The 13,604-nt window shown below is 75.6% G+C and carries 15 protein-coding genes; 7 read left to right on the plus strand and 8 right to left on the minus strand.

Features of this window, described 5'->3' with window-relative positions; genetic code table 11:
* Positions 1-670, plus strand: a 670-nt coding sequence (locus QSK00_RS18070; protein ID WP_285592571.1) for an adenylate/guanylate cyclase domain-containing protein, incomplete at its 5' end; no start/stop codon positions are given.
* A gap of 296 nt (positions 671-966) precedes the next feature.
* Positions 967-1,854: an alpha/beta fold hydrolase gene (locus QSK00_RS18075; protein WP_285592573.1), complete on the plus strand. Its 888-nt coding sequence runs from the start codon at positions 967-969 to the stop codon at positions 1,852-1,854.
* 66 nt (positions 1,855-1,920) lie between these two features.
* On the opposite strand, the gene rlmB is transcribed toward QSK00_RS18075, so the two are convergent.
* The 7 genes from rlmB to QSK00_RS18110 form a co-directional block, all read right to left on the minus strand.
* The gene (gene rlmB / locus QSK00_RS18080) at positions 1,921-2,982 is read right to left on the minus strand and encodes a 23S rRNA (guanosine(2251)-2'-O)-methyltransferase RlmB (RefSeq protein ID WP_285592575.1); all 1,062 of its coding nucleotides are present in this window, start codon (positions 2,980-2,982) and stop codon (positions 1,921-1,923) included.
* A gap of 2 nt (positions 2,983-2,984) precedes the next feature.
* On the minus strand, positions 2,985-4,403 hold the full coding sequence (cysS, locus tag QSK00_RS18085; RefSeq protein WP_285592577.1) for a cysteine--tRNA ligase: 1,419 nt from the start codon (positions 4,401-4,403) through the stop codon (positions 2,985-2,987).
* 10 nt (positions 4,404-4,413) lie between these two features.
* Positions 4,414-5,190: an ESX secretion-associated protein EspG gene (locus QSK00_RS18090; RefSeq protein ID WP_285592579.1), complete on the minus strand. Its 777-nt coding sequence runs from the start codon at positions 5,188-5,190 to the stop codon at positions 4,414-4,416.
* On the minus strand, positions 5,187-6,608 hold the full coding sequence (locus QSK00_RS18095; RefSeq protein WP_285592581.1) for a hypothetical protein: 1,422 nt from the start codon (positions 6,606-6,608) through the stop codon (positions 5,187-5,189). The genes QSK00_RS18090 and QSK00_RS18095 overlap by 4 nt, the downstream gene beginning before the upstream one ends.
* Positions 6,609-6,682: 74 nt before the next feature.
* On the minus strand, positions 6,683-7,147 hold the full coding sequence (ispF, locus tag QSK00_RS18100; protein WP_285592583.1) for a 2-C-methyl-D-erythritol 2,4-cyclodiphosphate synthase: 465 nt from the start codon (positions 7,145-7,147) through the stop codon (positions 6,683-6,685).
* Between the two features lie 72 nt (positions 7,148-7,219).
* Entirely contained in the window at positions 7,220-7,876 is a 657-nt protein-coding gene (gene ispD / locus QSK00_RS18105; RefSeq protein ID WP_285592585.1) for a 2-C-methyl-D-erythritol 4-phosphate cytidylyltransferase, read from the minus strand.
* Between the two features lies 1 nt (position 7,877).
* Positions 7,878-8,360 (minus strand): CarD family transcriptional regulator, encoded by a 483-nt coding sequence (locus tag QSK00_RS18110; protein WP_116707106.1) that lies wholly within the window; start codon positions 8,358-8,360, stop codon positions 7,878-7,880.
* 261 nt (positions 8,361-8,621) lie between these two features.
* Here QSK00_RS18110 and QSK00_RS18115 point away from each other — a divergent pair, with 261 nt between their 5' ends.
* Positions 8,622-9,170 (plus strand): copper chaperone PCu(A)C domain-containing protein, encoded by a 549-nt coding sequence (locus QSK00_RS18115; RefSeq protein ID WP_285592591.1) that lies wholly within the window; start codon positions 8,622-8,624, stop codon positions 9,168-9,170.
* An 84-nt stretch (positions 9,171-9,254) separates the two neighbouring features.
* Positions 9,255-10,658 carry a DNA repair protein RadA gene (gene radA / locus QSK00_RS18120; protein WP_285592593.1) on the plus strand — a complete coding sequence of 468 codons (1,404 nt, stop codon included), beginning with the start codon at positions 9,255-9,257 and terminating at the stop codon, positions 10,656-10,658.
* On the opposite strand, the gene QSK00_RS18125 is transcribed toward radA, so the two are convergent.
* A complete protein-coding gene (locus QSK00_RS18125; RefSeq protein ID WP_285592595.1) occupies positions 10,642-11,442 on the minus strand; it encodes a hypothetical protein in 801 nt (266 codons plus the stop codon). The two genes, radA and QSK00_RS18125, sit on opposite strands and share 17 nt — an antisense overlap.
* Before the next feature lie 110 nt (positions 11,443-11,552).
* Between QSK00_RS18125 and QSK00_RS18130 the strand changes: the two genes are divergently transcribed.
* The 3 genes from QSK00_RS18130 (at position 11,553) to QSK00_RS18140 (ending at position 13,597) form a co-directional block, all read left to right on the plus strand.
* On the plus strand, positions 11,553-12,440 hold the full coding sequence (locus tag QSK00_RS18130) for an HhH-GPD family protein (RefSeq protein WP_285592597.1): 888 nt from the start codon (positions 11,553-11,555) through the stop codon (positions 12,438-12,440).
* A 9-nt stretch (positions 12,441-12,449) separates the two neighbouring features.
* Positions 12,450-12,770, plus strand: coding sequence for an antibiotic biosynthesis monooxygenase family protein (locus tag QSK00_RS18135; protein WP_285592598.1), 321 nt, complete (start codon positions 12,450-12,452; stop codon positions 12,768-12,770).
* A gap of 74 nt (positions 12,771-12,844) precedes the next feature.
* Positions 12,845-13,597 (plus strand): SIR2 family NAD-dependent protein deacylase, encoded by a 753-nt coding sequence (locus QSK00_RS18140; RefSeq protein WP_285592600.1) that lies wholly within the window; start codon positions 12,845-12,847, stop codon positions 13,595-13,597.
* Positions 13,598-13,604: the final 7 nt, after the last annotated feature.

Here is a 13,604-nt window from a genome sequence, read left to right on the forward strand (position 1 = left end):
CCGCCACGCCATGGACAACGACGTCGAACTCGGCGGCGAGGTCCGCGAGGTCGCCGTCCTGTTCGTCGACCTCGTCGGCTCCACCACCCTGGCCGCGACCCGACCCCCGCACGAGGTCGTCGAACTGTTGAACGAGTTCTTCGCCGTGGTCATCGACGTCGTCGAGCACCACAGCGGGTGGATCAACAAGTTCGAGGGCGACGCCGCGCTCGCGGTGTTCGGCGCCCCCACCGACATGGACGACGCCGCGGGGTGTGCCTTGGCGGCGGGGCGGGTGATGGCGGCCCGGCTCGCCGAGGAGGTCTTCCCCGGCTCCACCGACCTCGGCGCCGGCATCGGGGTCTCCGCCGGGGAGGCGGTCGCGGGCAACATCGGCGACCGACGCCGCTACGAGTACACCGTCATCGGCGACCCCGTGAACGAGGCCGCCCGACTCTGCGACCTCGCCAAGGACGTCGAAGGCGGAGTGGTGGGTTCCGGCGCCGCGATCGAGCGGGCCGGGGACGAGGCGACGCGGTGGACCTCCATCGGACACCGCACCCTGCGCGGACGCACCGCCGAGACCGAACTGTTCACGCCGACCCGGCTGACGGGGCGGCGGTCGTCGTCCGATGCCTCGACCGACGACGCCCGACACCAGGCAGCCTCCGAGGCCCACGAACCTGCGTGACCCTCGCTGCGGCGACTCCGCCGCGAGAGTCACACCAGGCAGCGTCCTGGCCCCGCACGTCTGCCTGACGTCACCCTCGTGGCGGCGACTCGTGGGCCGGGCCGCTCCGACTCCCCCAAGATCTCATTGCGCGGAGCGAAGTGGTCGCTCAGCGAGCACTTCGCTCCGCGCGGTGGGATCTTGCCCGCCGTGGCGCGCCCGCCGTCCCTCGTGAGCGAAGGGGCCCTTCGCTCAATAGATTCGCCCGTGGGCGCCCACTGCCAGGGGCACCGCACCCGTCGTCGCGAAGGAGCGCCATGACCCAGCTGCCGGAGCCGTTCACGTACCGGCGAGTGGATGCGGACGGGGTGTCGATCAACGTCGCCGTCGGCGGGACGGGCGACCCGGTGCTGCTGCTCCACGGCTACCCGCAGACCCACCTGATGTGGCGGGACATCGCGCCGGACCTCGCGCGCGACCACACCGTCGTGGTCCCCGACCTGCGCGGCTACGGCGCCTCCGACAAGCCCACCCCCGACGACGACGCCCGCAACTACGGCAAGCGCGCCATGGCGGCCGACCAGGTCGCGGTGATGCGGTCGCTGGGCTTCGACCGCTTCGACCTGGTGGGCCACGACCGCGGCGCCCGGGTGTCGCACCGCCTCACCCTCGACCACCCGGACGCGGTGGCGCGGCTGGCCCTGCTGGACATCGTCCCGACCCGCCACGTGTTCGCGAACGTCACGCGGGACCTGGCGTTCGGGTACTTCCACTGGTTCTTCCTGGCCACCGGCGGCGACGTCCCCGAGACCCTCCTGCGCGGCGCCCCGGAGTTCTGGATCCGCACGATGGTGGAGCGGCTCCTGGCGCCCGGCGTCACCATGGAGCCGGAGGTCATGGACCACTACATCGCCGCGTTCTCCGACCCGGCCACGATCGCCGCGACCACCGCCGACTACAAGGCGGGCGCCGGGATCGACCTCACCGACGACGAGGAGACCTGGGACGCCGGGCAGCGGCTCGAGTGCCCCACGCTCGTGCTGTGGGGCGAGCACGGCTTCGTCGGGAAGAACTACGACCCACTCGCCGTGTGGGGCGAGTACGCCCACGACGTCACCGGGCGCGCCATGCCGAGCGGGCACTTCATCCCGGAGGAGGCCCCGCAGGAGACGCTGGCGGAGCTCCAGCGGTGGCTGGCCGGCTGACCTGCTGAACGAGCGGCACTCACGCAGCATCTCTGTGCGCGAGAGTGCCGTTCGCTCCGATCGGGGCTAGGCCGAACGGCGCCGGCGGGCCACCTCGGCCAGCGCCACGCCGGCGGCGACCGAGGCGTTGAGCGACTCCACGTCGCCGGCCATCGGGATCGCCACGGTGCCCGTGCAGGTCTCGCGCACGAGCCGCGAGAGCCCCTTGCCCTCCGACCCGACGACGAGCACCAGCGGCCCGCGGGCGGCGTCCGGGCCGGCGACGGCGTCGAGGTCGTCGATCGTCGCCGACACCTCCCCGTCGAGCCCGACCGTCACGAACCCGTCGTCGTTCCAGGCTCCGAGCGTCCGCGACAGGTTGGTCGCGCGCCCGACCGGCATGCGCGCAGCGGCGCCCGCGGAGGTCCGCCACGCGACCGGCGTGACGCCGACCGACCGCCGCAGCGGCAGCAGCACGCCGTGCGCCCCGAAGGCGGCGGCGGACCGGATGACGGCGCCGAGGTTGCGGGGGTCGGTGACCCCGTCGAGGGCGACCAGCAGCGGCTCGACCTTCGCGAGGTGGGCCGCCTGCCGGGCCTCCTCGAGCAGGTCGTCGGGGTGCAGGTACTCGAAGGCCGGCACCGAGAGCGCGAGGCCCTGGTGCACCGACCCGTCGGCCAGGCGCTCGACGTCGGCGCGCGGCACCTCGAGCACGCTGATCCCGCGGTCGCCCGCGGTGCGCAGCGCCTCGCGGACGCGGTCGTCGATGTCGATGCCCTGCGCCACGTGCAGCGCCGTCGCCGGGATGTGCGCGCGCAGGCTCTCGATCACCGGGTTGCGCCCGACGACCACCTGCGGCCCGTCCGGCGCCTCCCGTTCCCGACGGCGGGTCGGGCCACCCGACGAGGCCGGGCCACGGGAGGCTCCGGCGCGCGGTGACGACCCGGTCGGGCGGGCGGCTGCCCCCTGCCCGGACTTGCCGGTCTTGCCGCCGCCCTCGTAGGACTTGTGGTTGGGGCGGTTCTCCGCCTTCGGGGTCGGGCCCTTGCCCTCGAGCCCCTGGGCGCGTTTGCCACCGGAGCCCTTCGTGGGGCCCTTCTTCGAGCCGGGGTTGCGCCGCGCACCGGGGCGGCGCGAGTTTCCTGCCATCGCTACTGCTCGTCGTCCTTCAGGGTCCAGACCGGTCCGTCGGGGGTGTCCTCGATCCCGACGCCGGCGGCGGTCAGTTGGTCGCGGATCGCGTCGGCGCGCGCGAAGTCGCGGTTCGTGCGGGCCGCGGTGCGCTGCGCGAGGAGGTCCTCCACGAGCGCGCCGAGCGCCGAGCGGGTGGTGGTGCCGGCCGCGCCGGCCCCGTTCCCGCCGGTCCAGTGCGGGTCGAGCGGGTCCAGCCCGAGCACGCCGGTCATCTCGCGGACGGCCGTCGCGGCCGTGCGGGCCCGCGCGTGGTCGCCCTCGGCGAGGGCCGTGTTGCCCGCCCGCACCTGCTCGTGGACGGCGGCGAGCGCGGAGGGCGTGCCGAGGTCGTCGTCGAGCGCCGTCGCGAACGAGGAGATGTCCGCACCGGTCGCCGGGACCGGGCCGACGCGCTCGGCGACCCGCTGCACGAACGTCTCGATGCGGCGGTAGGCCGACGCCGCCTCGGCGAGCGCGGCCTCGGAGTACTCGACCGTCGAGCGGTAGTGCGGCGCCACCAGGTAGTAGCGCAGCTCCACCGCGCGGACCCGCTCGAGCACCGCGGGGATCGTCAGGGTGTTCCCCAGCGACTTCGACATCTTCGCCCCGGCCATCGTCACCCAGGCGTTGTGCAGCCAGAAGTTCGCGAAGCCGTCACCGGCGGCGTTGGACTGGGCCCGCTCGTTCTCGTGGTGCGGGAACACCAGGTCCAGACCACCACCGTGGATGTCGAACGACGGCCCGAGGTAGCGGGTCGCCATCGCCGAGCACTCCAGGTGCCAGCCCGGACGGCCCCGTCCCCACGGCGTCGGCCACGACGGCTCGCCCGGCTTCGCGGCCTTCCACAGCGTGAAGTCCCGCGGGTCGTGCTTGCCCCGCGAGGCCGCCTCGCCCTGCTCCATCTCGTCGGGCTTCTGTCCCGAGAGCGAGCCGTAGGTCGGCCAGCTCCCGACGTCGAAGTACACGTCGCCGGAGCCGTTGTCGCACGGGTAGGCGTGCCCGGCGTCGATCAGCCGGGAGATCAGCTCGATCATCTCCGTCACGTGCCCGGTCGCCCGCGGCTCGACCGACGGCGGCAGGCAGCCCAGCGCGTCGAACGCGGCGGTGAACGCCCGCTCGTGCGTCGCCGCCCACTCCCACCAGGGACGACCCGCCTCGGCCGCCTTCGTGAGGATCTTGTCGTCGATGTCGGTGACGTTGCGGACCAGGCTGACGTCGAGCCCCTGGTGGATCAACCACCGGCGCAACACGTCGAAGTTCACACTGGACCGGACGTGCCCGACGTGCGGTACTCCCTGCACGGTCGCCCCACACACGTAGATCGACGCCCGGCCCTCGTGCTGCGGGTGGAACTCCCGCAGCGCGCGTGCAGCGGTGTCGTACAGGTGCAGGCTCACCACGCGGATCCTACGGACCGCAGGTCACGACCCGTGCGGGCCCCTGCGCCGGCCCCGCCCGCCGGGCCAGTTCGCCGGCGATCGCGAGCCGGTCGGCGGGGCGTACCCGCACCGTGTCGCCGTCCCGCTCGACCAGCGTGCGGCCCTCCGCGGCGTCGACGACGGTCAGCGGCCCGACCCGTCGTCGGGACACCCGGGCCCCCAGCTGCATCCGACGCCGGGGCGGCTCGGCCCGCAGCGCCGCGATCCGCTTCCCGACGGCGGGTGGCAGGCGGTGCGTGGGTGCCCCGGCGAACAGCACGTCGGCCGGCACGGTCAGCGTCGTGCCCGTCGGGCGTTCGTCCGGCGCGCGGGCCAGGACCAGGCGGGCGAGGGCCTCGACCAGCTCGCCCGGACTGCTGCCGGGCGCGCGGGAAACGAGGTCGAGGGTCCAGCCGTGGTCGCGGTCGGGCTCGACGACCACCGTCAGCTCGCCGGACACCGCGGCGAACCACCCCCGCTGGTCGGGGTCCCAGCAGCGCAGGTCGACGTCGACCTCCGGGTCGTCGAGCACCCGGAGGGCGTCGGCGAGGTCGGCGCACGGGACCGGCAGGCCCGCGGGTCCCGTGCGGGCCAGGCCACGACCGCGCAGGCCGCAGAGCGCCGTGTGGTCGGCGGCGTCGCGCGCGGAGAGGGTCGGGCCGTGGTCGGGCACGTCGAGCAGGGGTGGCCGGTCGCCCAGCCGCAGGTGCCGCCACGTGGCGACGACCGCGTCGCGGTCCAGGTGGATCCGGCGCGCGGGCATCATGCGCCGATCACCGGCGGGGCGACGGGCGGGAGCGGCCCCGCGAGAGCGTCGGGATCGTCCTCGACCAGGTAGGCCGCCCGGGACAGGCGCTGGTCGCCCGGGCCTGCCGCGCCGACGCCCCCGACGGGCGCGAACGGGACGCCGGTGGTCGCGGACGTGTTCCGCGGCGGGAGCGCCGGCTCCAGCACGGAGGCCCCGCCGAGACGGGTGGGGTCGACGGTCGCGCGGGTCGGGGCTCCGAGGGAGCTGTTCCCGACGCCGCCGCTGTTCCCGACACCGCCGTTGTTCCCGACGCCGCCGCTGTTCCCGACGCCGCCGTTGTTGCTGATGCCGCCGCTGTTGACGACGCTGCCGCTCCCGCCAGCGCTGTTCCCGAGGCTGCCGCTCCCGAGGGAGACGCTGCCCGGTGTGCTGCTGCCCACGGAGCCGCTGCCCACGGTGCCGCTCGCGGAACCGGTGCCGACGGTCCCGCTTCCGCCGCCCGGCCCGAAGACCGGCGACGGGCGCGCCGCACCGGGGCGCGGCGCGACCGAGGCCTCGGCACCCGGAGCCGCGGCCGACGGACCGGCGCCGGACGCCCCGGGACGTCCCGGTCCGGTCGACGCCCCGCCCGCTCCCCCGGCCGCGGGGAGACCCGGAGCGGGACCGGGCGGAAGCGCCCCCGGGGAACCGGGTCGCGGCGACGCGGTCGCCCCACCGGCTGTCGGACCGGCGCCGGGGGCCACGGGACCCGGCGGGGCGGCCGGTCCACCGGCGCCCGGTCCGGGACCGGGCGCCGTCGCCGCCGATCCGGTCGGCACACCTCCCGACACCGTGCCGGCGGTGCCCGGCGCACCCGCGGGCGCAGCCACGCCCGGCACCGCGGAGCCGGACGACGACGACCCGGCGACCACCTGGACCTGCGGCGGCCCCTGCCCCGGCGACGAGAACTGCGGCAGGCCGGACGCCCGCAGCGAACTGAACTCCTGGTAGCGGCCCATCGCGGCGCGGGCCCGGCGTTCGGCGTCCAGGGAAGCGTGCTCGGCGGAGTCGACGTCGAGCGCGGCGAGCGCGCCGACGCCCTCCCACGTCTGCAACGTCACCGGAGGGCGTGGCACCGGCGGACCGACCGCACCACGGGTCGCCGCGAGCGCCCGGTTCTGCTCGTGGGAGGCGGAGCCCACCGCGTCACTGAACGCCCGCGCCTCGGCCGCCCACGGACCCATCGGCCCGACCGCCCCGCCCGCCGCCTGCGCGGCCGCCCCGGAACGGGTCGCGGCGATCCCGGAGGTCGCCCGCTCGACCGACCCGGCGACGTCACGCAGCCGCGTCGCCAGCGAGTTCCACGCCCCACCCGCGTCGGTGAACCCGCCACCACGGCCCTGCAGCTGGGCGTGGATGTCCGCGTGCGACCGCGTCTCCCAGTTGACGTCGAACACGCCCGCCTCCCCTCGTCCGGGTCAGGCAAGCACGCGCCCCTGCGCCGTGGGGGCGGTTCCGGGAAAGAGCCGGCTCAGCGCGGCAGCAGCAACGCCGTCGCAACGGCGGCGAGGCCCTCGCCACGTCCGGTGAGGCCCAGCCCGTCGGACGTGGTGCCGGACACCGACACCGGCCCGCCGACCGCCTCGGAGAGGACCTGCTCGGCCTCCCGACGACGGGTCCCGATCTTCGGGCGGTTCCCGATCACCTGCACCGCGGCGTTGCCGAGCACCCACCCGTCGTCGTGGACCAGGCGACGCACCTCGCCGAGCAGACGGACCCCGGCGGCGCCGGCCCACTCGGGACGCCCGGTGCCGAACACCGCCCCGACGTCGCCGAGTCCGGCCGCCGAGAGGACGGCGTCACACAACGCGTGGGCGGCGACGTCGCCGTCGGAGTGGCCCGCGCAACCCGCCTCGCCCTCCCAGAGGAGCCCGGCCACCCAGCACGGCGCGTCGGCCGACAACGGGTGCACGTCGGTGCCGATGCCGACCCTCACGACTCGAGCTCCGCTGCGCTCCGTCTCGCGTCCCTCACGGCTCGAGCTCCGCTGCGCTCCGTCTCGCGTCCCTCACAGCTCGCGCACCAGGGCCTCCGCCATCGCCAGATCCAACGGGGTCGTGATCTTGAACGCACGGGGATCCCCCGGCACGGTGACGATCGACCCACCCAGCGCCTCGACCAGCCCGGCGTCGTCGGTCGCCCGGAGTTCGCCGGCTGCGGCGTGCGCCCGGCGCAGCAGGTCCGCGTCGAAGCCCTGCGGGGTCTGCACGGCGAGCAGCCCGGTGCGGTCGACCGGCTCGACCCGCCCGCCGGCCAGCGCCCGGCGCACGGTGTCCGCCACCGGGATCGCCGGCACGACGGCCGGATGTCCGGCGCGCACCGCCTCGACCACCGCCGCGACGACCGCCGACGGGCACAGGCACCGGGCGGCGTCGTGCACGAGCACGACGTCCGCGTCGGGCACCTCGGCCAGCCCGAGGGACACGGACGCGACGCGGTCGTGTCCACCCGGGACGACCCGACCCGCCGTGGTGACCGCAGCCATCTCCTCGAGATGCTCCGGCGGTGCGACGACGATCACCTCGTCGACGACGCCCGTGGCGAGCAGTCCGTCGACGGCACGCGTGACCATCGCGATCCCGGCGACCTCGACGAGCGCCTTCGGCAGCCCGGCCCCGAGGCGTTCCCCGGAGCCGGCCGCCGGGACGACGGCCGCGACCCTCACGTCAGGAGGCGAGTACCTGGTCCAGCAGGGACTCGGCGGCCACCTCGTCGGTGCCCTCGGCGAGCGCGAGCTCGCTCACGAGGATCTGCCGCGCCTTCGCGAGCATGCGCTTCTCGCCGGCGGACAGTCCACGGTCCTTCTCCCGGCGCCACAGGTCGCGGACGACCTCGGCCACCTTGTTGACGTCACCCGATGCGAGCTTCTCGAGGTTCGCCTTGTACCGGCGCGACCAGTTGGTCGGCTCCTCGGTGTGCGGAGCCCGCAACACCTCGAACACCCGGTCCAGACCCTCTTGACCGACGACGTCGCGGACGCCGACGATCTCGGCGTTGTCCGCGGGGACCCGGACCGTGAGGTCGCCCTGGGCAACCTTGAGGACGAGGTACTTCTTCTCCTCGCCCTTGATCGTCCGGGTCTCGATCGCCTCGATGAGAGCGGCACCGTGGTGCGGGTAGACGACGGTCTCGCCGACCTTGAAAACCATGTGTCCTCTAGCCCCTTTCGCTGCCTCCAGGTTAACACGCCCGCGACACGACGTCGGAGGGGGATTGGGCCGTCTTCGCAGGTCAGGGGGTTGACAAGAGGCGCGGGGGCGTGCTTCCCGAGGTCGGGAGGGTCGCGTGGGGGCCACACGGGAGCACGTCTGGCGCGCCTCGGGTGCCGCGCGGGGGCTAGGGTGTCGCCGATCCGACGGGCGCCCGACGCGCGGCGGAGCCGAGCCGCTGACCCAGGAGGACCTCGCGCCATGACCCGCCGACCGACGGGACGTCCGCGGACCGCGTTGTTCGTCGCCACGCTGCTGGGCGCGGCCGCACTCGTCCTCTCGGGCTGCAGCGCCGGCGCCGTGACCCAGACCGACACCACCATCTCGTCGGTCCAGGGCACCGAGGCCTCCGTCGGCCAGGTCCTGCTCCGCAACGTCACGCTCGACTCGGGCAGCCAGGTCGTGGTGCCCGCGGGGGCGTCGGTGACGCTCCGCGGCACGATCATCAACCAGGCCCTGCAGGACGACCAGCTCGTCTCGGTGTCCACCCCCTACGCCTCGCAGGTCCGCGCCGAGGGCTTCACCACCGTCCTCGGCAACTCGGCCACCGACATCGTCGGCGCGCAGCCCGGTCCGGTCGGGCCGCCGTCGCCGACCCAGCCGAACGGGTCGATGCGGATCACCCTCGCCGGGGTGTCGCAGGTGCTCCACGCGGGCCCGACGTACCCGGTCACCTTCACCTTCGCCCGCGCCGGCACCGTCACCGTGCCCGTGTTCCTCACGACCTCCGGCGAGGTCCCCGCCAGCTGACCGGGTCCCGACGCCGGGTCCTCCCCGGCACGGGCACGCGGCCTGCGGCGTGACTGTCGGGGGGTCGTCCTACCCTCCGGCACCGTGAGCACGAAGTCCCGTCCCCGCCCGTTCGAGTGCACCGCCTGCGGCTACACCGCGGCGAAGTGGCTCGGCCGCTGCCCCGGCTGCGGTGGGTGGGGGACGATCGAGGAGGGCCTCCCGCCGGCCGCCGCCGTGGGGGCGCCCGGTGGTGCCCCGAAAGCGGCCGCCCGGCCGTCGAGCCCGGTCCGGTCCATCGGCGAGGTGGGCCTCGAGACGGTGACGTCGCGGCCCACCGGGGTCGGCGAGCTGGACCGGGTGCTGGGCGGCGGACTCGTGCCGGGCGCCGTCATCCTCCTGGCCGGGGAGCCCGGCGTCGGGAAGTCGACGCTGCTGCTCGAGGTCGCCGCGCGGCGCGCCCGCTCGGGCGGCACGGTCCTCTACGTCACGGGCGAGGAGTCGGCGGGCCAGGTGCGGCTCCGCGCGGAGCGGACGAACGCCGTCGTGCCGCACCTGTTCCTGTCCGCCACCGCCGACCTCGAGGAGGTGGCCGCCCACGTCGAGGCGGTCGATCCGGGGCTCCTCGTGGTCGACTCGGTGCAGACGGTCGGCTCGGCCACCGTGGAGGGCACGGCCGGCGGGGTGTCCCAGGTCCGGGCGGTCACCTCGGCGCTGGTCGCACTGGCCAAGCAGCGCGACCTCCCGGTGGTGCTCATCGGGCACGTGACGAAGGACGGCGCCGTGGCCGGCCCCCGCACGCTCGAGCACCTGGTGGACGTCGTCCTGAGCTTCGAGGGCGAGCGGCACTCCACGCTGCGGATGGTCCGCGGGCTCAAGAACCGCTTCGGGCCGTCCGACGAGGTCGGCTGCTTCGAGATGTTCGACGGCGGGATCACCGAGGTCACCGACCCGACGGGGCTGTTCGTCGGCACGATGAGCGGCGGCGTGGCCGGGCAGGCCGTCACGGTCACGATGGAGGGCAAGCGGCCCCTCATGGCCGAGGTGCAGGGTCTGGTCACCCCGGTCGGGAAGGACGCCCCGGCCCGGCGCACGGTGTCCGACCTGGAGTCCGCGCGCGTCCTCAAGATCCTCGCCGTGCTGCAGCAGCACGGCCGGCTCACGCTGTCCCAGATGGACGTCTTCGCTGCGACCGTCGGCGGGATGAAGCTGCGCGAGCCCGCGGCCGACCTCGCGATCGCCCTGGCCGTCGCCTCGGCCGCCCGGAACTCGCCGCTGCCCTACGGCGTCGTCGTGCTGGGCGAGGTGGGGCTGACCGGGGAGATCCGGCGGGTCACCGCCACCGACCGCCGCCTGGCGGAGGCGGCCCGGCTGGGCATCCGGCAGGCGATCGTGCCGTTCGGGCCGGGCACCGTCGCCCCTGCCGGGATGACCCTCACCGAGGTGGACGACATCAAGGGCGCGCTGGCCGCCGTCGGGCTGGCGGGAGGGCCTAGGGAACGAGGGTGAACGGCGCCGGGTCGCTGACGATGCCGTCGAGGCGGGTGAGCAACTGGTAGGTGCCGGCCGGCACCGCCTCGCGGCCCGAGGGGCAACCGGGCGCCGAGGTCCGGCCCGCCCACCGGACCGAGAACACCTGCTCCTGGCCCGGGACGAGGGTGCGGACGTCCGGGTCGCCGCCGGGAGCGCAGTCGTCGCTGCCCCACAGGCCGTCGCCCGGCTTGACGACCACGGCCATGGCGGTCCGGGCGGGGCCGAGGTCGCGGGTGCAGGGCTCCTTGCCGGTGTTGGTGACGACGAGGCTGAACTGCGGCCGCTCGGAGAGGCCGTAGCGCGGCTGGTCGGTGCGCGCGGCGACCTTCAGGGCGGAGTCGGCGCACGGCGACACCGCGGCCCGCGCCGGGGCCTGGCTCGGCGGCGCCGTCGTCGGAGCGGGAGCGGGAGCGGGCGGCTGCTGCGGGCCGGTCGACCCGGCGCCGAGCAGCGGCGGGGTCGCCCCGCCCGGGACCGTCGGGAGGATCGAGGCGGGAGCGGAGGGGACCAGGCCGGTCGGGGCAGCCCCGAGCGCGGTGGCGCCACCCGGGGGCACCGCCAGGGCGCTCTGGGAGGCGACCGGCGACGGCGGCACGCTCGGTGAGGGCGCCGGGGCGGCGATCGGCTCCCCGCCGTCGGCGCTCGCGGCCGCGCTGATCGCCCAGATCAGGAAGGCGAGGACGAGCACGACCCCGATCACGGCGACGGCCCGCCGCCGCCAGTAGACCGACGGCGGGAGCGGTCCCACCGGCTCCATCATGTGACGCACGGTAGGAGCGGGGTCGCGCGCCGCGATCTCCCCGCGCCGGGACACCGGGCGAACTCACCCCGTCGAGGCACGTCGAGGGGCGCGCGGCAGGATCGTCGGCGATGCCCGCCCTGGCCGACCGTCTCCTGCCCTGGTTCGCCGCGAACGCCCGCGACCTGCCGTGGCGCGGGCCCGACGTGACCGGCTGGGGCGTGCTGGTCAGCGAGATCATGCTCCAGCAGACCCCGGTGGTCCGGGTCGACCCGATCTGGCGGGAGTGGATGGCCTGCTGGCCGTGTCCGTCCGACCTGGCCGCGGCGTCCACCGCGGACGTCCTGCGCGCGTGGGGCAAGCTCGGCTACCCGCGCCGGGCGCTCCGCCTGCAGGCCGCGGCGGCCGCGATCGCGGCCGAGCACGACGACGTGGTCCCGGAGGACGTCGACGTCCTGCTCGCCCTCCCCGGCATCGGCACCTACACCGCCCGCGCGGTCGCGGCGTTCGCCTACGGCCGACGCTGTCCCGTGGTCGACACCAACGTCCGGCGGGTGGTGGCCCGCGCCGTGCACGGTCGGGCCCAGGCGGGGGACGCCGCGAAGCGCGACCTCTCCGACACCGAGGCCCTCCTGCCCGCCGACGAGGCCGACGCCGCCCGCACCTCGGCCGCCCTCATGGAGCTCGGCGCCTGCATCTGCGTGGCACGCGGACCCCGCTGCGCCGACTGCCCGGTCCTCGACCTCTGTGCCTGGCAGCGCGCGGGCCGCCCCGCGTGGGACGGCCCGGTGCGGAAGGGGCAGCGGTGGGCGGGGACGGACCGCCAGGTGCGGGGCCGCCTGCTCGACGTGCTGCGCGGGGCCACCGGGCCCGTCGACGCGGCGGCGCTCGAGGCCGCCTGGCTCGCCGACCCCGCCCAGCGCGCCCGCTGCCTCGACTCCCTGCTCGTCGACGGTCTCGTCGAGCAGCGCGCCGACGGCCGCTTCGCGCTGCCGGGCGAGTCCGGCGGGGAGACGTAGGCTCGGGTCATGGCCGTCGTGAAGATCAATGCCATCAAGGTCCCCGAGGGCAACGGCCCGGAGCTCGAGCGCCGGTTCGCCGCCCGTGGCGAGGCGATCAAGGACACGCCGGGGTTCCTCGGCTACGAGCTGCTGCGCCCCAGCGCCGGGGACGACCGCTACTTCGTCTACACCCGCTGGGAGACCGAGGAGGCGTTCGTCGCGTGGCGCGACGGCGGCGCGGCCGCCGCGGCGCACGCCGGCGAGCGCAAGCAGCCGGTGTCGTCCGGCGCCGACCTGATGGAGTTCGAGGTCGTGCTCTCGGTCGGCAAGCCCGGCGGGGAGTCCTGAGCGACCCCGACGTCGAGCGCGCCGCGGACCTGCTCCGCGGCGCCTCGGCCCTGGTCGTCGCCGCCGGCGCCGGCATGGGCGTCGACTCCGGGCTGCCGGACTTCCGCGGCCCGGAGGGCTTCTGGCGGGCCTACCCGCCCTACCGGCGGCTCGGACTGCGGTTCGAGGAGCTCGCCGATCCGGAGCACTTCGACGACGACCCGCCGCTCGCCTGGGGCTTCTACGGGCACCGCCTGGCGCTCTACCGGGCGACCGTCCCGCACGCGGGCTTCGGCGTCCTCCTGGGCTGGTCACGGCGGGTGCCGACACAGGTCTTCACCTCCAACGTCGACGGCGCCTTCCAGGCCGCGGGCTTTCCCGACGACGCCGTGGTCGAGTGCCACGGCGCCATCGGCACGCTGCAGTGCACCCGCCCGTGCACCGACGCGACGTGGCCGGCCGACGACGTCGAGGTGGCGATCGACGAGGACACGATGCGGGCACGCGACCCGTTGCCGACCTGCCCGCGCTGCGGGGCCGTGGCGCGGCCGAACATCCTCATGTTCGGCGACGGCTCGTGGGTGCCCGGCGCGCACGCCGAGCGGATGGCGGCGCACCGGACCTGGCTGCGTGAGCACTCCGACGTGGCCGTGATCGAGCTCGGGGCGGGCACTGCCGTGCCCACCGTCCGCCGGCACGCCGAGCTGGCGTCGGCCGCCTCCGGGCGCCTGGTACGGGTGAACGTCCGGGAGCCCGGGGTCCGGCACGGCCGTGGGGTCGGCCTCGCCGCGGGCGCCCGGGACACGCTGCTCGCCCTGGACGAGCTCCTCACCGACGCCTGGGCCTGACGACGCC

Origin of the sequence: Actinomycetospora sp. NBRC 106378 (genome assembly GCF_030269685.1) — a bacterium.
Taxonomy (GTDB): Bacteria; Actinomycetota; Actinomycetes; order Mycobacteriales; family Pseudonocardiaceae; genus Actinomycetospora.

Bases quoted from the DNA above. Each gene is read 5' to 3' on its own strand.
- QSK00_RS18140 (WP_285592600.1), top strand. From the start codon at position 12,845: ATGGGCGTCGACTCCGGGCTGCCGGACTTCCGCGGCCCGGAGGGCTTC.
- QSK00_RS18090 (WP_285592579.1), bottom strand. From the start codon at position 5,190: ATGATGCCCGCGCGCCGGATCCACCTGGACCGCGACGCGGTCGTCGCC.
- QSK00_RS18110 (WP_116707106.1), bottom strand. From the start codon at position 8,360: ATGGTTTTCAAGGTCGGCGAGACCGTCGTCTACCCGCACCACGGTGCC.
- QSK00_RS18075 (WP_285592573.1), top strand. From the start codon at position 967: ATGACCCAGCTGCCGGAGCCGTTCACGTACCGGCGAGTGGATGCGGAC.
- QSK00_RS18135 (WP_285592598.1), top strand. From the start codon at position 12,450: ATGGCCGTCGTGAAGATCAATGCCATCAAGGTCCCCGAGGGCAACGGC.
- QSK00_RS18115 (WP_285592591.1), top strand. From the start codon at position 8,622: ATGACCCGCCGACCGACGGGACGTCCGCGGACCGCGTTGTTCGTCGCC.
- rlmB (WP_285592575.1), bottom strand. From the start codon at position 2,982: ATGGCAGGAAACTCGCGCCGCCCCGGTGCGCGGCGCAACCCCGGCTCG.
- QSK00_RS18130 (WP_285592597.1), top strand. From the start codon at position 11,553: ATGCCCGCCCTGGCCGACCGTCTCCTGCCCTGGTTCGCCGCGAACGCC.
- QSK00_RS18125 (WP_285592595.1), bottom strand. From the start codon at position 11,442: ATGATGGAGCCGGTGGGACCGCTCCCGCCGTCGGTCTACTGGCGGCGG.